Raw genomic sequence first — 20,436 nt, forward strand, 5'->3', positions numbered from 1 at the left:
TCTCGTTTCCGAAGAAAACAAAAAATCCGAGCCCTTCTCCTATCGAGAAAAGGTTCGGATTTTCATGGTTTGGTGCGGATAAGAGGACTTGAACCTCCACCGAGTTGCCCCGATTAGAACCTGAATCTAACGCGTCTGCCAATTCCGCCATATCCGCATATTCTGTTGTATTCGTGAGCTGTGACGCTTGGAACGATAGTTATTATACCAGATATGGCAGAATTGTCAAGCATTTTTTCAAAAAAACTTTTTCCCCACTACAAAACGTCATACTTTCGCGAAAAAAGCCCTCTGCAGGCCGATTTTCCGGCGGTGCAGAGGGTCGGAGTTTCTTTGTTTTTTCTTCAGCAGGCAGCCGTTCCGGAGGCCAGCAGATCAGACTTTGCCCCACACCAGCCACAGGTACGCATAGCCTGCCAGCACGGCGGCCAGCGTAAAGGGCACGCCGATGCGCAGGAAGTCGCGGGTGGTGACGGTCTCGCCGTTTTTGCGCAGAATGCCAATGGCCGCGATATTGGCCGAAGCACCGATGGGGGTCAGGTTGCCGCCCAACGTTGCACCGGTGAGCAGGCCGAAGTAAAACACATAGGGTTCCACGCCCACGCCATCGTTCATCAGGGCGGCGATGCTTTGCACCACCGGCAGCATGGCGGCCACGTAAGGGATGTTATCGATGAAGGCCGAAAGCACCACCGACACCACCACCAGCAGCGTAAACAGTCGGAAAGGGTTTTCCCCTGCCACGGCATGGAACAGCCGGGCTGCTGCGTCGATAACACCCGCCGCGTGGATGCCCGCAATCACGATGAACAAGCCAAACAACAGCAGCAGGGTGTCGCAGTCCAGCTCGCCCAGCACATGCGCCAGCGGCTTTGCCGACCCTGCCCGCAGGCAGGCGCGCGCCACGCCAAACAGGCACAGCCCCATGCACACAAGGCCGCTGCGCAGCTCGTACACCGTGTGCAGCGGCCCGGCTGCAGGCTCCGGCAGGAAGGATGCCGCAATGAGCAGACCCACCGTGAGCAGCATCAGGGCAGTGGGCACATCGTCCTCCACCTCAGTCTCCACCTTTGCGGCGATAGGCTGGGTCTCGCGGCGGAACAGCCACAGCAGCACTGCCAGCGAAGCAAGTGCGCCCAGCTCCACGCCCCAGAAAATGCCCGGACGGCCCCGCATCCAGAAGAAATCGAAGAAATTCATGTCGGCAAAGCTGCCCAGCAGGATGCTGGTGGTGTCGCCCACCAGCGTGGCCGCGCCCTGCAGGTTGGAGGACACCGCAATGGCAATGAGCACCGGCACCGGCGAGATCTTCAGCTTGCGGGCAATGGCAAGGCCCACCGGTGCCACCATGAGCACGGTGGCCACATTGTCCACAAAAGCACTGATGATACCGGCGAACAGCGCCAGCATACACACCGCCCACTTGACATCCGGCACACAGACGATAAGCATTTCCGCCAGGCGGGCAGGCATTTTGCTCTCGATGAACAGTGCCACCGTACCCATGGTGCCCGCCATCATGAGCAGCACATTATAATCCACGGCCTGCAGCGCGGCGCGGAGTGAAAACTCGTAGACCCCTGCCTCGCCCAGCACAATAAAGAGCACCGCACTGCACAGTGCCACCCACGGGCGGTACTGCTGCAGCCACAGCATCAATACATAGGTAACAGCAAACAGGATCAGTGCAAGTATCATTCGTTGATCTCCCCGCTGCGGGCATCCTCGTCGATCATGCGGTAGCCCACGCCCAGCTCATTGAGGATATAGGCATTGCTGCCCGGACGGCTGCCCAGCTTTTTGCGGATATTGGCCATGTTCACCTGCAGCTTTTTGGTGCTGCCGATGTCGGTATCGCCCCAGATGGCCTTGACGATGGCCGCATAGGTCATCACGCGGCCCGCGTGCTGGGAAAGGAACGCTACGATGTTGTATTCGGTCTGGGTCAGCTTGATCTCCTGCTCGTCCACGAACACCTTACGGCGGTCATAGTTGATGCGCATTCCCTGTGCGCGGAACTCACCCGCCGGGGCATTGCCGCCGTGCATGGCACTGTAGCGGTTCAGCCGCAGGGCAGCGCGCACGCGGGCCAGCAGTTCGCCGGTGCTGAAGGGCTTGGTGATGTAATCATTGGCACCCAGATCCAGCGCTTCGATCTTATCCATCTCGTCGGTGCGGGCCGAGAGCACCACGATGGGGGTCATATACTTCTGCCGCACGGTGCGGATGAATTCCAGCCCATCCCGGTCCGGCAGGCCCAGATCCAGAATGACCAGATCCGGGTTGTGGGAGGCGAACAGAGTCAGGCCCATGGTACAGGTATGAGCCACCAGAGCCTGATAATCGTTGGTGGTGAGCAGCGTTTCGATAAAGCTGCAGATATTTGCCTCATCCTCTACGATCAGGACCTTGAATTTGTTATTGCTCATCTTCTGCATCCTCCATTTCAATTTCTTCGGTCTCCAGCCAGAAGCGGATGGTCGTTCCCTCACCCAGACGGCTCTCGGCCTTGATCTCGCCGCCGTGCGCCTTGATGATGGCCGCACATACCGAAAGGCCGATGCCCATGCCGTGCTTGCGGCTGTCTGCCGGTACATCCGGGTCGGTGCCGCCGGTGCCCGAGAACAGCGTTTTCAGCCGTTCTCTGGGGATGCCGCAGCCATCGTCCGTCACCTCGAACACCGCACGATTGCCCACCGTGAACACCTTCAAGGTCAGTTTTGTCATGCCCTCGGCGTGCAGAGCGGCATTTTCCAGCAGGTTCATCAGCACCTGCTGGATCAGCATGGAATCCATGGGGATCACGATAAAGGCATCCGGCGTTTCCAGCTCCACCGGGATCTCCGGGTAGCGCTTGCGGAACTTGACCAGCACCGTATCCAGCAGTTCGTCCAGCACAGTGGGGGTCTTTTGCACCGTCACCTTCTCGCTGTCGATGCGGGTGACGGAAAGCAGATTCTCCACCATGCGGGTCAGCCACTGGGCATCACTGCAGGCTTCGCCAAGCAGTTTAATGGTCTTTTCCTTATCCAGCGAGTCATAATTTTCGATCACAGTGGAGCAGGCACCGTAGATGGAGGTGAGCGGGGTGCGCAGATCGTGAGAAACCGCGCGCAGAAGGTTTGCACGCATCTTCTCCTTCTCGCTTTCCATACGCAGCTGTTCCTGCTTTTTGATGCGGGTGGTGAGGGTGCTGGTCATGATGGACACCACCAACATCACAAGGCCGGAGAACAGGTTTTCCGACAGGGTAAAGTTGAAGGCGAAATACGGTGAGAGGAAGGCAAAGTTCACAGCCAGCACGCTGATGAGCGAAGCCGCCACGCCCCACGCATAACCTTCTGTATACATAGAGGTGACAAATACCGCCAGCATAAAAATAAGCATTGCTACGCCCTCAATGCGGCCCATAACGGCCTGTGTAAGCATCACCATGGCATAGGCGGCGAACAGAGCCAGCAGCATTACGGTGGCATCCCGCACAAGCGTCTGTTTTTTCATGCACATTCCCCTTCCCAAATAATATATTCCGTTTCCCGCATTATACCATAGAAAAACTAAAGATACAGTAAAAATCCTTTGCCGTAAAGAGGGACGCGATTTGACACTCCCTCTCCCCCGTAGTAGAATAGCCCTATCAACACTTTATCTCACTGGATCAGGAGTAACGATATGCTGTATTTCGAGAACGACTACTGTGAGGGTGCACACCCTGCCATCCTGCAAAAGCTGGCCGAGACCAACTTTGAAAAGGTGCCCGGCTATGGCACCGACCCCTACTGCGCCAGCGCCAAAGCAAAGATCTGTGCTGCCTGCGGCTGCCCGGATGCAGACGTGACCTTCATCTCCGGCGGCACCCAGACCAACGCCATCGTCATTGCGTCCATGCTGCAGCGCTGGCAGGGCGTGATGGCTGCTGCCACCGGCCATGTGGCTGCACACGAAGCCGGTGCCATTGAGTATACCGGCCACAAGGTCATTGCCCTGCCCGCCCACGAGGGCAAGGTGAGCGCCGCCGATGTGCGCGACTGGTGCGCCACCTTCTATGCCGATGCCAACCACGACCACATGGTGTTCCCCGGCATGGTATATATCTCTCACCCGTCCGAGTACGGCACCCTGTACACCAAGGCTGAGCTGGAAGAGCTGCACGCTGTGTGTCAGGAGTACCACATGCCCCTGTTCATGGACGGCGCACGCCTGGGCTACGGTCTGATGGCCAAGGGCACCGATGTTACCCTGCAGGATATCGCCCGCCTGACCGATGTGTTCTATATCGGCGGCACCAAGGTGGGCGCGCTGTGCGGCGAGGCCGTGGTGTTCCCCCACGGCGCACCGGCCCACTTTATGACTATGGTCAAGCAGCAGGGCGCGCTGCTTGCCAAAGGCCGTCTGATGGGCCTGCAGTTCGATGTGCTGTTCACCGATGATCTGTACACCCGCATCAGCCGGAACGCCATCGAGACTGCCGACCGTCTGAAGGAGGGCCTTGCTGCCAAGGGCTACCGCTTCTATATGGAGTCGCCCACCAATCAGGTGTTCCCCATTCTGGAAAACAGCCAGCTGGAAGCGCTGGAGCCACTGGCAAAGTTCGGCTTCTGGGAGAAGTACGACGACACCCACACCGTGATGCGCATTGCCACCAGCTGGGCCACCCGCATGGAGGAGATCGAGCAGCTGATCGACCTGATGTGATGCCGCCAAAGATTTTTGGCTGTTTTATGCGGGATACCAATTGCAATTTCTTTCACAATGTGGTATCTTTTGGGTAGACCAATGGGTTGGAGACGGTGGGCCTTGCAGGACAGCGTTTCGGCCGGCTGGCTCTATGAAATGATCGGAAAGAAGGTATTTTAACATGGGCTTTTTTGATAAGCTGTTCGGCGGCAAGACCGAGCAGGAAGAGACTGTCAAATTCTTCGGTCAGAGCAAGACCGTTCTGACCCCCATCCGCGGCAAGGTGCTGGCACAGGCCGACATCCCCGACGAGACCTTTGCACAGGGCATCCTTGGCCCCGGCTGCGGCATCGAGCCCACCGGCAAGACCGTGTATGCTCCGTTTGACGGCACCGTGGAACAGGTGGCTTCCACCCTGCACGCCGTGGGCCTGACCAGCGAGGACGGCATTGAGATCCTGATCCATGTTGGCATGGACACCGTGGAGATGCAGGGCAAGGGCTTCAAGGCACTGGTCAAGGTGGGCGATAAGGTCAAGGCCGGCACCCCGCTGCTGAAGGTGGATCTGGACGCCATCCGCGCCGCAGGCCATCCCACCGCTACCGCCATCATCGTGACCAACGGCGATGACATGGGCGAGCTGAAGATGCTGGCCGAGGGCGATGTGCTGGCAGGCACCCCGCTGTTCAAGTTCTGATCGTAATCGTAAAAGGCGTGAGCTTCCATTCGGAGGCCCACGCCTTTTTGTTATTCCTTTTCTTGTTTATATTTCAGCGCCTTCTGGGAGAAATGTCCATCGAAGAACTGGATGAAGGGGCCAAAGGCGATGATGATAACACCCACCACCATGCCGATGATGCGCCGTGCCGAGGGAGCCTGCCGGGTCTTGTTCATGACCTCCTTCTCTTTCTCCTTCTGTTTTTCACCATTCTGTTGTTTTTGTGTTGAAAATTCAGGCCTTAAGCCGGGCTTCAATGGCCGCTTTGTCCAGTCCTTCGCCAATGACGATGAGCACATCCTGCCCCTGCGGGATGGGTTCCAGTGTTCTGCCGGCAGCGGTGGCGTTCAGCTCCAGCCAGCCGGTGGTGCCCTGCGGGTCCGGTGCAAAGCCCTTCACCCGCAGCACATGGCCGCAGGCGGCATCCGCAAACAGATGGTCGGCAGCGGCCTGCAGCTGCTGCAGCGTCAGGTGCTGCTCCAGAAAGCACAGAGAGCTGAAGGCTTCGTGCTCGTCAAAATGCAGCTTTTCGCAGCTGGCCTGCCTGCAGCCGCAGGCCGCAATGGCGGCAAGGTCGGCATCGGTAAGCCGTGCCCAGTCCTTGGTGATGATCTCTTCCGGCGCAAAGCGGCGGGAGCACTTGCAGCCCTCCAGCGCACGGGTCAGGTGGGCCACGGCGGCAGCGGTCTGCTGCTGCCCGGCCAACTGGGTACGGCTGACCAGCACCCGGCCCGCGTTGGCCGTCTCGGATGCCAGCACATACTCAGCCTGCGGCGAAAGCGTTTCCGGCAGCATGGCATCCACTATGGCGATCACATTGCCGATGTGATACCAGCGGTCCAGCGGGTCGTCCCGCAGCACATCAAAAAACTCGTCCACATCAAAGATGCCGCTGGGTTCCACCACCACCCGGTCGAACCCGCGCATGGCCATGGCAATGAGCTTGGTGCGCATCCGGCGCTGGTGGGTGTCGCAGTCGCATCCGCCGCTGATGGTCTCAAGGTCGCAGTTCGGGCCAAGAAGGTCCTGCACCAGCATGGCATCCACATTCACTGCGCCGAAGTCGTTTTCCAGAATGCAGACATTGTGGCCCTGTGCCACCAGATACCGGACATACCGACGCAGAAAGGTGGTTTTGCCTGCGCCCAGAAAGCCGGTGATAAGGTCTACCTGTACCATAATAAAAAAGCACCTCCTGTGCTGTTGTTTGCCCGGTTCCAGTATACCGCAGCAAACTGCAATACGCCAGTGGCAAACAAAAAAGCGTTCTGAGAGATCTCAGAACGCTTGGTGGTTGCGGGGGCCGGATTTGAACCAACGACCTTCGGGTTATGAGCCCGACGAGCTACCAGACTGCTCCACCCCGCGATATTTACTTTGTGCTCTCAGCGGTTCTCGCTGACTGCTCAAGTATAATACCACAAGGGCGGGCGGATGTCAAGTATTTTTTTGATTTATTTTTTCTTCTTTTTCCAAACCACGAACCCTGCGCAGGCGGCGGCTGCGATCACCACCACCGGCCATGCACCGGCAAGGGCAACGATGACCTGCTGCAGGCCACCCACAAAGTTCTGCCAGCCAGCGGAAAGGGCGCTGACAAAGCGGCTGCCGAAGCCCTCGCTGGGCGGCGAGTAGGTGCTCACCTCGCTCAGGCTCACGTACACGGTGCACTCTTCCACCTGATCGTTGTACCAGTCCATCTGGCTCTGCCAGCTCTCGATCTGGCTCTGCACATCCGTCAGGCTGGACTCGATCTCAAGCAGGTCGGAGAGGTTGTCGGCCTGCTGCTGCAGCTGCTGCAGGCGGGTTCGCTGGTTCTTGAGATTCTCAAGCCGGGTCTCCACGTCCATGTACTGGGCGGTCACGTCGTCGGCCTGCTGGTTTTTGTAGGTCACGTTGCCTGCTTCGGCCACGGCGGCAAGAAAGTTCTCGTAGTTCTGCTGCGGCACCCGGTAGGTCAGGCTGACACTGCGGCTGTCACCGGCATCCGAGTATTCACTGCTGGATTCCAGATAGCCGCCCGCTTCAGCAAGGGCAGCATCCAGCGCAGCGCGGGCTGCGTCGTAGTCCTTGCTTTCCAGGCTGAGGTTCGCGGTGTAGATGATCTTTGCGTGGTCGGTGCTATGGGCCGCTGCTGCCGCGTCGTCCTCCGAATAAACAGCGGTGCCGTTGTCTGCGCCGCTTTCCAGCGCCATGGTGTTCAGACTGTAATCGGCTGCCATGGGGCTGTCCACAGCGGCGCGGTCCGCGCCGCCTGCCGCCATCACCGCCGCAGTGCTGTCCGCAGAATAATAGACCGCCGGGCTGCTGCTCTTTGCGCCAAGGCCGATTTGTCCGGTGGCAAAAGCACCATAGCCTACCACGCACACAGCAAGGCAGGCCGCCAGTACGCCCACCCGCTTTGCGGGGAAGCGGATCAGTTTCTTCTTCGGCTGCACCGGGGCGGACTGAGCTGGTACCGGTGCGTCGGTTTTCATCATGGGCTGGGCCTTTTCTTCTTCGGTCAACTGGTCTGTCATGGCCAGCAGCTTTGCCTTCAGATCGTCCGGGGCGTAGAGGTCGTCCGTCTCCATCTTGTACTCATACCACCTCATCTTCGATCTCCTCCTTCAGCATCGTATGTAACTGCGCCCGGGCACGCCGCAGCCAGCTCAGCACCGTGTTGGACGGTGCGCCCATCATCCGGCCGATTTCCGCCGCCGTGTATCCCTCGTAGTAATGCAGATAGATGGCATTGCGGTAGTTTTCCGGCAGGGCGCGCACTGCGTCCAGCACACTGCCGTCCTCAAACGCATCGGGCGCGGGCAGGTTCTCGTCCAGCTCGGTGTCCTTCTGATGGGCTGCGCGGGTCAGGTCCCGGCAGCGGTTGATGGCCACCCGCAGCAGCCACGCCTTGAGGTGCTCCTCACTCTCAAACGTACCATTATAATGCAGGAGCTTCTCGTAGACATCCTGCACCACGTCCTCGGCATCGGCTGTGCATCGGCTGTTGTGTATGGCAGCGCGGTAAACAGCATCGCTGTATTTCTGCACTGCCAGCGTAAATACTTCGTTTCTGGTCAGCTGTCCCATAGTTTCAAGCTCTCCTTTACCGCCTGTACAGGGCTGGTGGAATTCGTGTTCCACGGGGGACATTCACCCTATACACGGCTGAACGCCCCCGAAGATTGCATTGCAGGAAAAATTTATGAAAATCACCTTTTATATACTCTCTGCAGCAGGGCCACCCGTTCTGCAAGGAAGGTCTCGGCCTTCGGATGGTGCAGCCAGCGCTTGTTCGCCGCTGTGCCAGCCAGCTTTCTGCCCAGCGCTTCCGGGTCGGTATCGGCCTGCATCACATCCTGCATGGTCAGCTGCAGCGTCAGCGCCGCAGGGGTGTCCGGCAGCGGCGGCAGCGGGTCCTCCCACACAAAGGGCGGCAGCAGCTGCACCGCCACCGTGGCGCGGGTGCACTCCTCGGTGAGCAGCAGGGCTGCAGGCGTGCCGTCCGGCTGGACGTGCAGGGTACTGTACAGCAGCTGCAGACTGCCCTCGGCCAGCAGGCGGATATCCCCCTCCCGCCCGGTAGGCGAAAGGCTCAAATATTCCCGCGCCTCGTCCAGATAGATGTGCCGGGCCGGTGCCTGCACGCGGGCATACAGCGCAGGCAGCGCAAAGCGGCCCGCTTTGTCCAGTGCGTGCTGCAAAAGCAGGTAGAACTCGGTCAGTGGGTAGGCCGGGTCCGGCTGCGGCATCCCGAAATCGGGGCGCGATACGTGTCCTCCACCCATAGGGAACCTCCTTGACAAATAACGCTGATGCGGTATAATAAATACAGAAGGGGCGCTGACTGCAAGGGTCAGCTTTCCATCCCGCTTGTCAAAAAGATTGACCGCACAGTTTGGAAGCAGGACGGTCAATCTTTTTTGTTATCATCTTACCATATTCTACGACGCATTACAACACGCCCTATTGTAAACCCTGCTGTAACTTCATTGTTGACCGTCTTCCCTCTGCCGCGTTATACTCGGGCACAGATGCCTTGTAAATTTTTAACAGAGGGGAATTCTATTCTATGAAAAACAAAAAACTGACCACCTATCAGATGGCCGTCACCGCACTGATGGCCGCCGCGCTGTGCGTGCTTGGCCCGCTGAGCGTGCCCATCGGAGCCATTCCCATTTCGCTGTCAAACTTTGTCATCTGCCTGACCGCATGGCTGCTGGGGCCCAAGTTCGGCACCCTGAGCGTGGCGGTGTACCTGCTCATCGGCCTTGTGGGCGTGCCGGTGTTCTCCGGCTACGGCGCGGGCATTGCCAAGCTGGCAGGCCCCACCGGCGGCTATCTGGTGGGCTACCTGCTGCTGGCCTTCATCGGCGGTCTGTTCATCGAAAAGAGCAAGGGCCAGCCGGTGATCTCCGGTGTCGGCCTTGTGCTGGGCGATGCCGCCTGCTACGTGCTGGGCACCGCATGGTTCGTGTTCCAGATGCAGTGCGAGCTGGGCTATGCGCTTTCGGTGTGCGTGTACCCGTTCATTGCGCTGGACCTCGCCAAGATCGTGGTGAGCTGCATCGTGGGTGCACTGCTGCGCAAGCGTCTGGTACAGGCTGGCGTGCTGAAGCTGAAGGAAGCCTAACAGGCAAAGCAAAAGGGAGACTGCAAACGCAGCCTCCCTTTTTTATTTGTGATCCGTTATTTTACATAGCCAAGGGTCGCAGCCATCACGGCCTTGATGGTGTGCATCCGGTTCTCGGCTTCGTCAAACACGATGCTCTGGGGGCCTTCAAACACTTCATCGGTCACTTCCATGGCATCGCGGCCAAAGCGCTCGCCCATCTCCTTGCCCACGGTGGTCTTGTGGTCGTGGAAGGCGGGCAGGCAGTGCATGAACACAGCGTGCGGGCCTGCAATGTCCATCAGCTGCTGGTTGATCTGGTAGGCGGCAAGGTCGTTGATGCGCTCAGCCCACACCTCCACCGGCTCACCCATGGACACCCACACATCGGTGTACAGCACGTCGGCACCCTTGGCGGCCTTGGCGGAATCCTCCTCAAAGGTGAGGGTGGCACCGGTCTCGGCAGCGATCTTCTGGCACTCGGCCACGAGGGCAGCGTCCGGCTGGTACTTCTTGGGTGCACAGGCGGTGAAGTTCAGGCCCATCTTGGCGCAGCCCACCATCAGGCTGTTGCCCATGTTGTAGCGGGCATCGCCGAAGTAAACGAAGTTGATGCCCTTCAGGTGGCCAAAGTGCTCCCGGATGGTGAGGAAGTCGGCCAGGATCTGGGTGGGATGGAACTCGTTGGTCAGGCCGTTCCACACCGGCACACCGGCGTAGTGGGCAAGGTCTTCCACGATCTGCTGGCCATAGCCCCGGTACTCGATGCCGTCGAACATGCGGCCCAGCACACGGGCAGTGTCGGCGATGGACTCCTTCTTGCCGATCTGGCTGCCGGACGGGTCAAGGTAGGTCACTTCCATGCCCAGATCGTGGGCAGCGACCTCGAAGCTGCAACGGGTGCGGGTGGAGGTCTTTTCAAAGATCAGGGCGATGTTCTTGCCTGCCAGCTGGTCATTGTGGCGGATACCGGCCTTCTTTTTTGCCTTCAGGTCTGCGGCAAGGTCCAGCAGTTCTTCGATCTCGGCAGGGGTGTAGTCCAATAGCTTCAAAAAGCTGCGGTTCTTCAGGCTCATTGTATATTTCCCTCTCTATGCAAATTTCATTGTATATTTATACTTATATTATATATTATACTGGGATTCTGAAAAAATTGCAATACCCTGTCGGATATGCTATACTGGCTGTGCTGCCCTTCTCCATTCTGGCAACAGAAGGGGGTGGATACCATGGACACCATTCTAACCAATTTTCTGGTGGCTGTCGCAGCACAGGTAGCTGCACACTTCCTGTGCAAGTGGCTTGAGAGTCACCGCAAGGGCAAGTAAGCACAAAAAGAACCCTCTCGGAGCTGCAACTCTGAGAGGGCTCTTTTTTGTGCGTGGATACAATGGAATGTTCTAACCAACTTCCTACCCTTAGTATATGCAATCCCACACAAAAGTCAAGATGCTATGAAAAAAGTTCACAGCTCCAGCTCTGCCTTCCGTCCGGTGGACTGATAGGCAGTCAGCTTCACGCCGGCCTTTTTGAACATGAACCGCGCCGCCACGCTGGAATCGCTGTCGTGGTACTTGTCGCCGTAGTACACCACCTCGGCAATGCCCGACTGGATGATGGCCTTGGTGCACTCGTTGCAGGGGAACAGCGTCACGTACACCCGCGCACCTTTCAGGTTATTGTGGGCGCTGTTGAGGATGGCGTTCAGCTCGGCGTGGCACACGTACATATACTTGGTGTCCAGCGGTGCGCCCTCCCGCTCCCAGGGCATCTCGTCGTCGCTGCAGCCAATGGGCATACCGTTGTAGCCCAAGGACAGAATTTTGTTTTCCGAGCTGACGATGCACGCGCCCACCTGACTGTTGGGGTCCTTGGAGCGCATGGCCGTGAGCAGCGCAATGCCCATGAAATATTCATCCCAGTTGATGTAATCCGTGCGTTTCATTTTGGTATGCTCCTTGTGCCTTTATTCTGCCTTTTATTATAGCGTATCGCTGTGGATTTTACAATAAACTTTGGCACTGCCGTGCAACTTGCACAAAACCTTGCCCCGAAGTTTGGCGCTTGATTCGTCAGAATTTTCAAACGAAATATTTAAAAATCATTTTAAGTGTGGTATTATCTTTGTAAAATATGCCACAAAAGCGGAGAGAATGCTCCGTGCGGCGGAAATGAGGGAAAAACCGATATGAAATACGCAAGCAACAACATCCGCAATATCCTGATTGCCGGTCATGCCGGCAGCGGCAAGACCACGCTCACCGAGGCGCTGGTCTATTTTTCGGGCGCTGCCGAGCGTATGGGCCGGGTCGAGGACGGCACCACGATTTCGGACTTTGACCCCGAGGAAGCAAAGCGCAAGGCCAGCCTGTCTGCATCGGTCGTCCCCGTGGAGTACGAGGGCATCAAGTACAACCTGATCGATGCGCCGGGCCTGTTCGACTTCGAGGCCGGTGAGTACGAGGGCATCCGCGCAGCCGAGAGCGTGCTGGTGGTGGTGTCCGGCCGCAGCGGCGTGACTGTGGGTGCGGAAAAGGCGTTCCAGCTGGCCCGCAAGAATGGCAAGGCTACCATGGTGTTCGTCTCCAAGTGCGATCTGGAGAATGCCAACTACTTCAAGATCCTTGAGGATATGAAGATCAAGTTCGGCTCCACCGTCTGCCCCTGCGTGGTGCCCGCCAAGTTGGACGACGGCACCCCCGTGTACATCAACCTGTTCAGCCAGAAGGCCTTCAAGTACGAGGGCGGCAAGCAGATCCAGGTGGACCTGCCGGACATCGGCCACCGTTTTCAGGGCCTGATCGAGGCCATGAGCGAAGCCATTGCCGAGACCGACGATGAGCTGATGGAAAAGTTCTTCGGCGGCGAAGCCTTCACCACCGAGGAGATTGTGGAAGGCATGCGCAAGGGCGTCAAGGACGGCCTGATCACCCCCGTGTTCTGCGGCAGCGCCGTGAACCAGCAGGCACTGGATATGCTGCTGTTCAACATGCACAAGCTGCTGCCCAGCCCGGAGCACGAAGCCAGCACGCTGGCCGAGGATGCCGCCGGCGAGCCGGTGGAACTGCACTGCACCGTGGACGAGCCTACCGCCGCCTACGTGTTCAAGACCGTGGCCGACCCGTTCGTGGGCAAGCTGAGCTATCTGCGCGTGGTCAGCGGCAAGGTGACTGCAGGCGAACCCCTCACCAACGCCCGCACCGGCGATGTGGAGAAGATCTCCAAGCCCCTCACCGTCATTGGCAAAAAGCAGGTGGATTCCGACGGCATCATTGCCGGTGACATCGGCGCAGTGGCAAAGCTGGTGAGCGCCAAGACCGGCGACACCCTGTGCGACGCTGAGCGCGTGGTCAAGCTGCCCGCCCCCGTGTTCCCCAAGCCCAGTCTGTTCATGGCCGTCACTGTGGCCAAGAAGGGCGACGAGGGCAAGATCAGCAGCGCGCTGGCCCGCCTGATGGAAGAAGACCCCACCCTGAGCTACGAGAACAACGCCGAGACCCATCAGCAGGTGATCGGCGGTCTGGGCGAGCAGCATCTGGACGTGGTGAAGGCCAAACTCAAGAACAAGTTCGGCGTGGAGATCGGGCTGGAAGCACCCCGCATCGCCTACCGCGAGTCCATCCGCAAGGCCTGCCAGAAGCAGGGCCGTCATAAGAAGCAGACCGGCGGTCACGGCCAGTTCGGTGATGTTATCATCAACTTCGAGCCCTGCGACAGCGAGCAGGTCGTGTTCGAGGAGAAGGTGTTCGGCGGCAGCGTGCCCAAGAACTTCTTCCCGGCTGTTGAAAAGGGCGTGCGCCTTGCCGCCGAAAAGGGCGTGCTTGCAGGCTACCCCGTGGTGGGCCTGAAAGCCACCCTGCTGGACGGCAGCTACCACCCGGTGGACAGCTCCGAGATGGCCTTTATTATGGCCGCAAAGCTGGCTTACAAGGCCGCTATGCCGGAGGCCGGCCCGGTCATTCTGGAACCCATCCACACCCTGAAGGCTCATGTGCCAAACGACAACACCGGCGATATCATGGGCGATGTGACCAAGCGCCGCGGCCGCGTGCTGGGCATGGAGCCGGACGAGGACGGCATGCAGACCATCATTGCGGAAGTGCCGCTGGCAGAGCTTGCAAACTTTACCACCTTCATCCGGCAGACCACGCAGGGCCGCGGCTGGTTCACCACCGAGTTTGCCCGCTACGAGGTTCTGCCCGAGATGCTGGTGCCTGCCGTTGTGGAGCAGGCCAAGAAGCTGGGCAATCTGGACGAGAGCGCAGACGATTAAACGGTAAACGTCAACTTCCCCAGTCTGCTGCGCAGACAGCCCCCTCACCGAGGGAGCTGGCAGAACCGTCAGGTTCTGACTGAAGGAGTTCCCACCGAAACACGACATCACCCCGGCCCCCGTTGACACTTTTCCCTCTGTCAGCGGGGGTTTTTGCGGGCCATTCCAACGGCAAATTGTTAATTTTCATCTGCCTGCTTGACTTTTGCGCGGGATTGCATATACTAGAGGTAGGCAACGCGATAAGGCCTATTTCCATGGGATTCCATGCAAAAACAAAACCCCCTCGGAGCGGCAACTCCGAGGGGGTTCTTGTGTTAGTGCTTACTGCCCTTACACATCAGGCTGTCAAGCCACTTGCAAAGATAGTATGCTACTACTTCTGCTGCGACAGTCTGGAAAAACGCGATAAGATTATCCATATGGGATTCCACCTCCTTTCCACATGTTGTGAAGCGGAGAAGGGCCGCAGTGCCAGTATAACACATGCTCTAACACAATACAACAAAAAGCCCCCCGGTATTCCGACTACCGGGGGGCTTTGCTTTGTTCATTGCATGAACCCTATGGATAAGTTCTCATCACCTTATCTATCTCTAGTGTATGCACTTTGGTGCAAAAGTCAAGGATGTACGAGAAAATTTACAATTTACTTTGCCTTGGGGAATGCCCTATTCCAGGTTTCGATCACGTTGAACTTCGGTGTCCAGCCTTCGGGCTTGAAGGTGTCTGAGCTCTTGGCTTCCATGATGCCCTGCTCCGCGCACCACTGTGCAGCCTTTGCCATGTCAGCGTCGGCCACATCCGCAAACGCGGGCTGTGCGGCGGGTTCGGGCCTGCCTGCACTGTTCCATACCAGCAATGCCAGCTGGCCGCGGTTTGCGGGGATGGCTGCACCCTCGGGCAGCAGTTCATTCAGGATCACCCGCGTCACCACCTCGTAGCCGCCCCACACGGCTGCGCTGCCAAGGACCACGGCGGCAATGGCACCGCCTGCGTCGCCTTCAGGTGCCGCGCCGATCTCGACAATGTCGCTGGGCAGCAGGCTGCACAGTGGGCAATTGAAAACGAGCTGATGACGCTGCGCAGCAGTGAGCATCCGGACAAATTCGACCCCCATGTGCCGGTCTCCACCGTAAAAGCCATTCGCGCGTGGAAAAAGGCACAGCAGATGAAACCGTCTACCAAGTAACACCCAATGGAATCAAAACAGCCCGTTCTCCTTTTTTGAAGAGCGGGCTGTTCCTTTATTTGCTCCAGCCGACACATTTTTCTGCCCTACCGCCGCCTTTTTTGTTGACAAAGCAGCCGCCTGCTATTATAATAATGTAGTCAAAATGGCATTCTTGTGCGGCTTTGCGGCTGCACAGCACAAATAGAGACAAGGAGAGATTCTCAAATGGCACAAGAGATCAAGATGTCCGCTGCCGGTCTGAAGGCAATGCAGGAAGAACTGGAATACCTCAAAACGGTGCGCCGCAAGGAGCTGGCCGAAGAGATCAAGGAAGCACGCAGCCACGGCGACCTTTCCGAGAACAGCGAGTACGACGAGGCCAAGAATACGCAGGGTCTGGTGGAGAACCGCATCACCGAACTGGAGCAGATGATCAAGAACGCCGTCATCATTGATGAGAGCGAGCTGAGCGTGGACAATGTCTCTGTGGGCACCCACGTCACCATCCTCATGACCGGTGAGGACGAGAACGAGGAGTACGACATTGTGGGCCGCACCGAAGCCGACCCCCTGAACGGCAAGATCAGCGACGAAAGCCCCGTGGGCCACGCTCTGCTGGGCAAGGCTGTGGGCGACAAGGCCGAAGTGCTGCTGCCCACCGGCCACACCGTGGAGTACACCGTGCTGAACATTACCCACGCTGCAGGCTGAGCAGGCCAAACGAATAGGAGAAACCATGGAAGAACAAAAGAAGAACCCGGCGCAGGGCCTGTCCGAGAGCGAGCAGGTGCAGGTGCGCCGCCAGAAGCTGGCCGACCTGCAGGCTGCAGGCCACGACCCCTTCACCCTGACCAAGTACCCGCAGGATGCCTACTCTGCCGACCTGAAGGCCGAGTTTGCCGACCTGCCCAACGAGACCGACAGCGGCAAGACCGTGGCGCTGGCTGGCCGTATGATGTCCAAGCGCGTAATGGGCAAGGCAAGCTTTGCCCACCTGCGGGACGATAAGGGCGACATTCAGCTGTACGTCCGCCGCGATGAGCTGGGCGAAGAGCCTTACGCCGCCTTCAAGAAGCTGGACGTGGGCGATATCATCGGCGTGAAGGGCGAGGTGTTCCGCACCAAGACCGGCGAACTGAGCGTGCGCGCCACCGAGCTGACCCTGCTGGCCAAGAGCCTGCGTCCCCTGCCCGAGAAGTTCCACGGCCTGACCGACACCGAGATGCGTTACCGTCAGCGCTACGTGGACCTGATTGCAAACCCCGAGGTGAAGGACACCTTCGTGAAGCGCAGCCAGATCCTGAAGGAGATCCGCGCCTATCTGGACGAGAAGGGCTTCCTGGAGGTGGACACCCCCATCCTGACCCCCTTCGAGATCGGCGCATCCGCACGCCCCTTCTACACCCATCACAACAGCCTGAACATGGACATGGTGCTGCGCATTGAGACCGAGCTGTACCTCAAGCGCCTGATCGTGGGCGGCATGGACCGCGTGTACGAGGTGGGCCGCATCTTCCGCAACGAGGGCATGGACCCCAAGCACAACCCGGAGTTCACCAGCATCGAGCTGTATCAGGCCTTCACCGACTTCCACGGCATGATGGATCTGGTGGAGGAGCTGTACAAGCGCCTTGCCCAGAAGATCTGCGGCAGCATGGTCATCCCCTATCAGGGCAAGCAGATCGACATGGGTCACTGGGAGCGCCTGACCATGGTGGAAGCCGTGAAGAAGTATTCCGGCGTGGACTTCAACGACTGGAAGTCCGACGAGGATGCCATCGCCGCCGCCAAGGAGCACCACGTGGAGCTGCCCGAGGTGCCCACCAAGGGTTCCATTCTGGCCGAGTTCTTTGATGCCTTCGTGGAGGACAAGCTCATCCAGCCCACCTTCATCTACGACTACCCCGTAGAGATCAGCCCGCTGGCAAAGCGCAAGCCGGACGATCCCGCCTTCACCGAGCGCTTTGAGTATTTCATCGACTGCACCGAGTACGGCAACGCCTTCAGCGAGCTGAACGACCCCATCGACCAGAAGGGCCGCTTCGAGCGTCAGGTGGCCGAGCGCAAGGCCATCGAGCCCGACTGCAAGGCACAGGTGGACTACGACTACGTGAACGCACTGGAGTACGGCCTGCCCCCCACGGGCGGTCTGGGCTTCGGCGTGGACCGTCTGGTGATGCTGCTCACCGACAGCGCCTCCATCCGCGATGTGCTGCTGTTCCCCACGATGAAGCCGATTGAGCAGTAAAATGCAAAAATTGGCTTATATTCGTTAAAAATCACGATATGTGATACTGGAGCAACGTGGATTTACCACCAACTTACCACCAAATTTGATAATTTGCATCAGTAAAACGGAAAGCAGCCTACAATAAACACAAGCACCCCTGTCAATGAAATGTGTGATAACACATGGATTGGCAGGGGTGCTTTTCATGTTTGGAAGATATTAAGAGTATTTCGGAAAAATACTGGTATTGTCTTGTTGCCCACCGAATCAAGTCGTGGTATAGTAATAATTGGAGTAGTTTAACCTTAAAGGTCGTTGCGGCATACAACTTCCGATAATATTGATTATCTGGAAGTTTTCGGGATTCTACAATGCAGGAGGTTGTCTGTATGGCGGTGCTTTCAAAGAGTCAAATGTCCGAAGAAGATATTAAGTTTCACTACATCACACCCGCAATCACGGCAAAGTGGAACAACCAGCACATCACGCTGGAAACAAAAATTACGGATGGCCGTATCAACCTCAAAGGTAACGTTGTGGCCCGTGAAAAGCCGAAACGTGCAGACTATGTGCTTTACCTGAGCGCGAATAATCCGATTGCCATTGTTGAAGCAAAAGACAACAATCATACGGTTTCCCATGGATTGCAGCAGGCCATGACCTATGCGCAGATGTTGGATGTTCCGTTTGCCTTTAGCTCAAATGGGGATGGTTTTGCGGAGCATGACTTTTTGACAGGTAAAGAGCGCACCTTTGGCCTTGACGAATTTCCAACGGAAAAAGAGTTGGTTGAGCGGTACAAAGCAGGCGCAAACAATGGAACTGGTCTGACGGATGTACAGGAGAAAATGATTGCACAACCGTATTATAGCAGCCAAAACACTTACCCGCCGCGCTATTACCAGCGCATTGCCATCAACCGCACGTTGGACGCGATTGCAAGAGGGCAGAATCGGCTTTTGTTGGTAATGGCAACTGGTACAGGTAAAACTTATACGGCGTTTCAAATTGTGTATCGTCTGCTCAAAAGCGGCTTAAAGAAAAAGATTCTCTATCTTGCGGATCGGAACAATCTTGTTGACCAGTCTATCCAACAGGACTTTGCGCCGCTGGAAAAGGTCATTCATAAGGTGAATTTTTCTAAGGACGACCCTCGCACGATTACTTCTTATGAGGTCTATTTTTCTCTCTATCAGCAGCTCGCTGGAAAGAACGAAGAACAAGACGAGAACGCTGAAAATGCACTCGATAAGCTGTCACAGCTCTTTAGCCCGGATTTCTTTGACCTGATTATTGTCGATGAGTGTCACCGTGGCTCGGCGAAGAAAGAAAGCAACTGGCGCAAAATTCTGGAATATTTTGCTTCTGCTACGCAAATCGGCATGACCGCTACGCCTAAAGAAACCAAATATGTTTCCAACATCGACTACTTTGGTGAACCCATCTATACTTACAGTCTGAAAGAAGGAATCGAGGACGGTTTTCTTGCACCTTTTAAGGTAATCAATGTTATGACTGATATTGGTGAGGGATGGCGTCCTCGCAAGGGCCAGCGCGATATTTACGGAAATGAAATCGAAGATCGTATTTACACAAACAGCGATTACGACTACAACATCATTATAGAAGATCGTATCAATCAAGTTGCTGCTGAAATCACGCGGTACTTGAAAAGTACCGACCGTATGGCAAAAACCATTGTGTTCTGCCCAACCGAAGAAGCGGCAGAGCGTATGCGGATGGCTTTGGCAAACCAGAACGCTGACATGGTGAAGCAGAATCCCGATTATGTTGTCCGCATTACAGGCAGCGATACTTATGGAAAGAGTAAGCTGGATTATTTTATCTCTGTTGGCTCGAAATATCCTGTTATTGCGACTACCTCCAAGCTGCTCTCCACGGGTTCGGATTGCAAGATGACAAAGCTGATTGTTTTGGATGAAATGATTGGCTCTATGACTGAATTCAAGCAGATCATTGGCCGCGGAACCCGTCTGCGCGAAAAAGAAGGCAAGACCCATTTTGTTGTGATGGATTTCCGAAATGTGAGCCGACTTTTTGCGGACCCGGATTGGGATGGTCCGATTGAAATGAACGAGGACTTCGATTCCGAAAAAGAGAACGATAAGCCCGTACCGAAAAAGGGCTCAGGAACATCTGACCCTCCCACGCCGCCAGACCCCAAGAAACCCAAACCAATCGTTGATAAAGACGGCTGTCGGGTGGAGATCATCTACAAAACGGTTTCTATTTATGATGCAGGCGGGAAACTGCTCCGGCAGGAAAGCATTATTGACTACACGAAAGAAAATATCCGTGGCTCGTACGCTTCACTGGACAATTTTATCCGTCAATGGTCTGCTGAAGAAAAGAAAGAAAAAATCCGGGAGCTTCTTTTGGAGCATGGTATTGACCTTGAAGCACTAAAGGCCGACCAGAACATGACGGATGTGGACGACTTTGACTTTATCTGCCATGTTGCGTTTGATAAAAAGCCTTTGACGCGCAGAGAACGAGCAGAAAATGTCAAAAAACGCGACTTTCTAAGCAAATACAGCGGTGCAGCAAGAGATGTTCTGGAGGCACTTCTGGACAAGTATATGAATACTGGCATTTATGAAATTGAGAAAACGGAAATTCTGCGGCTTGACCCGTTCCTGAAAATGGGCAAGCCTCAAAAGATTGCCTCTTACTTTGGCGGGAAAGACGGGTATCTGAAAGCTGTTAAGGAACTGGAACAGGCAATCTATGAAGGAGAAATTGCATAACA

General features: G+C 56.7%; 18 protein-coding genes and 2 tRNA genes. 7 read left to right on the top strand and 13 right to left on the bottom strand.

Annotated elements, in window-relative coordinates:
- Nucleotides 1-70: 70 nt before the first annotated feature.
- The 4 genes from GKG36_RS04220 to GKG36_RS04235 all read right to left on the bottom strand — a co-directional run bounded on the left by GKG36_RS04220 (nucleotide 71) and on the right by GKG36_RS04235 (nucleotide 3,501).
- Nucleotides 71-157 (bottom strand) — tRNA-Leu (locus GKG36_RS04220).
- 218 nt (nucleotides 158-375) lie between these two features.
- The gene (locus GKG36_RS04225) at nucleotides 376-1,698 is read right to left on the bottom strand and encodes an SLC13 family permease (protein WP_154259353.1); all 1,323 of its coding nucleotides are present in this window, start codon (nucleotides 1,696-1,698) and stop codon (nucleotides 376-378) included.
- Nucleotides 1,695-2,429: a response regulator transcription factor gene (locus tag GKG36_RS04230; RefSeq protein WP_044954127.1), complete on the bottom strand. Its 735-nt coding sequence runs from the start codon at nucleotides 2,427-2,429 to the stop codon at nucleotides 1,695-1,697. The genes GKG36_RS04225 and GKG36_RS04230 overlap by 4 nt, the downstream gene beginning before the upstream one ends.
- Nucleotides 2,419-3,501, bottom strand: coding sequence for an ATP-binding protein (locus tag GKG36_RS04235; RefSeq protein WP_154259355.1), 1,083 nt, complete (start codon nucleotides 3,499-3,501; stop codon nucleotides 2,419-2,421). The genes GKG36_RS04230 and GKG36_RS04235 overlap by 11 nt, the downstream gene beginning before the upstream one ends.
- A gap of 171 nt (nucleotides 3,502-3,672) precedes the next feature.
- On the opposite strand from GKG36_RS04235, the gene GKG36_RS04240 reads away from it, so the two are divergent.
- The gene (locus GKG36_RS04240; protein WP_005944946.1) at nucleotides 3,673-4,695 is read left to right on the top strand and encodes an aminotransferase class I/II-fold pyridoxal phosphate-dependent enzyme; all 1,023 of its coding nucleotides are present in this window, start codon (nucleotides 3,673-3,675) and stop codon (nucleotides 4,693-4,695) included.
- A gap of 163 nt (nucleotides 4,696-4,858) precedes the next feature.
- On the top strand, nucleotides 4,859-5,374 hold the full coding sequence (locus GKG36_RS04245; protein WP_005944949.1) for a PTS glucose transporter subunit IIA: 516 nt from the start codon (nucleotides 4,859-4,861) through the stop codon (nucleotides 5,372-5,374).
- 50 nt (nucleotides 5,375-5,424) lie between these two features.
- Here GKG36_RS04245 and GKG36_RS04250 read toward each other — a convergent pair whose 3' ends face one another.
- From GKG36_RS04250 to GKG36_RS04275, 6 genes are all read right to left on the bottom strand, one after another.
- A complete protein-coding gene (locus tag GKG36_RS04250; RefSeq protein WP_154259357.1) occupies nucleotides 5,425-5,571 on the bottom strand; it encodes a hypothetical protein in 147 nt (48 codons plus the stop codon).
- Between the two features lie 58 nt (nucleotides 5,572-5,629).
- Nucleotides 5,630-6,574, bottom strand: a complete 945-nt coding sequence (locus GKG36_RS04255; protein ID WP_097781402.1) for a GTP-binding protein — start codon at nucleotides 6,572-6,574, stop codon at nucleotides 5,630-5,632.
- A gap of 112 nt (nucleotides 6,575-6,686) precedes the next feature.
- Nucleotides 6,687-6,763: transfer RNA gene (locus tag GKG36_RS04260), tRNA-Met, on the bottom strand.
- Nucleotides 6,764-6,849: 86 nt separating this feature from the next.
- Nucleotides 6,850-7,989, bottom strand: a complete 1,140-nt coding sequence (locus GKG36_RS04265) for a DUF4349 domain-containing protein (RefSeq protein WP_154259359.1) — start codon at nucleotides 7,987-7,989, stop codon at nucleotides 6,850-6,852.
- A complete protein-coding gene (locus GKG36_RS04270) occupies nucleotides 7,976-8,467 on the bottom strand; it encodes a sigma-70 family RNA polymerase sigma factor (protein WP_044954130.1) in 492 nt (163 codons plus the stop codon). The genes GKG36_RS04265 and GKG36_RS04270 overlap by 14 nt, the downstream gene beginning before the upstream one ends.
- A gap of 122 nt (nucleotides 8,468-8,589) precedes the next feature.
- On the bottom strand, nucleotides 8,590-9,165 hold the full coding sequence (locus GKG36_RS04275) for a hypothetical protein (RefSeq protein ID WP_243112001.1): 576 nt from the start codon (nucleotides 9,163-9,165) through the stop codon (nucleotides 8,590-8,592).
- A 284-nt stretch (nucleotides 9,166-9,449) separates the two neighbouring features.
- Between GKG36_RS04275 and GKG36_RS04280 the strand changes: the two genes are divergently transcribed.
- Complete coding sequence (locus GKG36_RS04280; RefSeq protein ID WP_005944982.1) at nucleotides 9,450-10,010, top strand: biotin transporter BioY; 561 nt, start codon at nucleotides 9,450-9,452, stop codon at nucleotides 10,008-10,010.
- A gap of 56 nt (nucleotides 10,011-10,066) precedes the next feature.
- On the opposite strand, the gene argF is transcribed toward GKG36_RS04280, so the two are convergent.
- Nucleotides 10,067-11,065 carry an ornithine carbamoyltransferase gene (gene argF / locus GKG36_RS04285; protein ID WP_005944985.1) on the bottom strand — a complete coding sequence of 333 codons (999 nt, stop codon included), beginning with the start codon at nucleotides 11,063-11,065 and terminating at the stop codon, nucleotides 10,067-10,069.
- A gap of 389 nt (nucleotides 11,066-11,454) precedes the next feature.
- Nucleotides 11,455-11,934, bottom strand: coding sequence for a dCMP deaminase family protein (locus GKG36_RS04290; protein WP_005944992.1), 480 nt, complete (start codon nucleotides 11,932-11,934; stop codon nucleotides 11,455-11,457).
- Nucleotides 11,935-12,177: 243 nt separating this feature from the next.
- Between GKG36_RS04290 and GKG36_RS04295 the strand changes: the two genes are divergently transcribed.
- Nucleotides 12,178-14,262 carry an elongation factor G gene (locus GKG36_RS04295; RefSeq protein WP_154259361.1) on the top strand — a complete coding sequence of 695 codons (2,085 nt, stop codon included), beginning with the start codon at nucleotides 12,178-12,180 and terminating at the stop codon, nucleotides 14,260-14,262.
- A gap of 649 nt (nucleotides 14,263-14,911) precedes the next feature.
- Here GKG36_RS04295 and GKG36_RS04300 read toward each other — a convergent pair.
- Entirely contained in the window at nucleotides 14,912-15,382 is a 471-nt protein-coding gene (locus GKG36_RS04300) for an S-layer homology domain-containing protein (protein WP_154259363.1), read from the bottom strand.
- 279 nt (nucleotides 15,383-15,661) lie between these two features.
- Between GKG36_RS04300 and greA the strand changes: the two genes are divergently transcribed.
- From greA to GKG36_RS04315, 3 genes are all read left to right on the top strand, one after another.
- The gene (gene greA / locus GKG36_RS04305) at nucleotides 15,662-16,147 is read left to right on the top strand and encodes a transcription elongation factor GreA (protein ID WP_005945007.1); all 486 of its coding nucleotides are present in this window, start codon (nucleotides 15,662-15,664) and stop codon (nucleotides 16,145-16,147) included.
- A 25-nt stretch (nucleotides 16,148-16,172) separates the two neighbouring features.
- Nucleotides 16,173-17,684 (top strand): lysine--tRNA ligase, encoded by a 1,512-nt coding sequence (lysS, locus tag GKG36_RS04310; protein WP_005945010.1) that lies wholly within the window; start codon nucleotides 16,173-16,175, stop codon nucleotides 17,682-17,684.
- Nucleotides 17,685-18,055: 371 nt separating this feature from the next.
- On the top strand, nucleotides 18,056-20,434 hold the full coding sequence (locus GKG36_RS04315) for a DEAD/DEAH box helicase family protein (RefSeq protein WP_154259365.1): 2,379 nt from the start codon (nucleotides 18,056-18,058) through the stop codon (nucleotides 20,432-20,434).
- The last annotated feature ends 2 nt before the right edge of the window (nucleotides 20,435-20,436 follow it).

The organism is Faecalibacterium sp. BIOML-A1 (assembly GCF_009679715.1).
GTDB lineage: Bacteria > Bacillota > Clostridia > Oscillospirales > Ruminococcaceae > Faecalibacterium > Faecalibacterium taiwanense.

Bases quoted from the DNA above. Each gene is read 5' to 3' on its own strand.
- GKG36_RS04225 (WP_154259353.1), bottom strand. From the start codon at position 1,698: ATGATACTTGCACTGATCCTGTTTGCTGTTACCTATGTATTGATGCTG.
- GKG36_RS04230 (WP_044954127.1), bottom strand. From the start codon at position 2,429: ATGAGCAATAACAAATTCAAGGTCCTGATCGTAGAGGATGAGGCAAAT.
- GKG36_RS04235 (WP_154259355.1), bottom strand. From the start codon at position 3,501: ATGAAAAAACAGACGCTTGTGCGGGATGCCACCGTAATGCTGCTGGCT.
- GKG36_RS04240 (WP_005944946.1), top strand. From the start codon at position 3,673: ATGCTGTATTTCGAGAACGACTACTGTGAGGGTGCACACCCTGCCATC.
- GKG36_RS04245 (WP_005944949.1), top strand. From the start codon at position 4,859: ATGGGCTTTTTTGATAAGCTGTTCGGCGGCAAGACCGAGCAGGAAGAG.
- GKG36_RS04250 (WP_154259357.1), bottom strand. From the start codon at position 5,571: ATGAACAAGACCCGGCAGGCTCCCTCGGCACGGCGCATCATCGGCATG.
- GKG36_RS04255 (WP_097781402.1), bottom strand. From the start codon at position 6,574: ATGGTACAGGTAGACCTTATCACCGGCTTTCTGGGCGCAGGCAAAACC.
- GKG36_RS04265 (WP_154259359.1), bottom strand. From the start codon at position 7,989: ATGAGGTGGTATGAGTACAAGATGGAGACGGACGACCTCTACGCCCCG.
- GKG36_RS04270 (WP_044954130.1), bottom strand. From the start codon at position 8,467: ATGGGACAGCTGACCAGAAACGAAGTATTTACGCTGGCAGTGCAGAAA.
- GKG36_RS04275 (WP_243112001.1), bottom strand. From the start codon at position 9,165: ATGGGTGGAGGACACGTATCGCGCCCCGATTTCGGGATGCCGCAGCCG.
- GKG36_RS04280 (WP_005944982.1), top strand. From the start codon at position 9,450: ATGAAAAACAAAAAACTGACCACCTATCAGATGGCCGTCACCGCACTG.
- argF (WP_005944985.1), bottom strand. From the start codon at position 11,065: ATGAGCCTGAAGAACCGCAGCTTTTTGAAGCTATTGGACTACACCCCT.
- GKG36_RS04290 (WP_005944992.1), bottom strand. From the start codon at position 11,934: ATGAAACGCACGGATTACATCAACTGGGATGAATATTTCATGGGCATT.
- GKG36_RS04295 (WP_154259361.1), top strand. From the start codon at position 12,178: ATGAAATACGCAAGCAACAACATCCGCAATATCCTGATTGCCGGTCAT.
- GKG36_RS04300 (WP_154259363.1), bottom strand. From the start codon at position 15,382: ATGGGGGTCGAATTTGTCCGGATGCTCACTGCTGCGCAGCGTCATCAG.
- greA (WP_005945007.1), top strand. From the start codon at position 15,662: ATGGCACAAGAGATCAAGATGTCCGCTGCCGGTCTGAAGGCAATGCAG.
- lysS (WP_005945010.1), top strand. From the start codon at position 16,173: ATGGAAGAACAAAAGAAGAACCCGGCGCAGGGCCTGTCCGAGAGCGAG.
- GKG36_RS04315 (WP_154259365.1), top strand. From the start codon at position 18,056: ATGGCGGTGCTTTCAAAGAGTCAAATGTCCGAAGAAGATATTAAGTTT.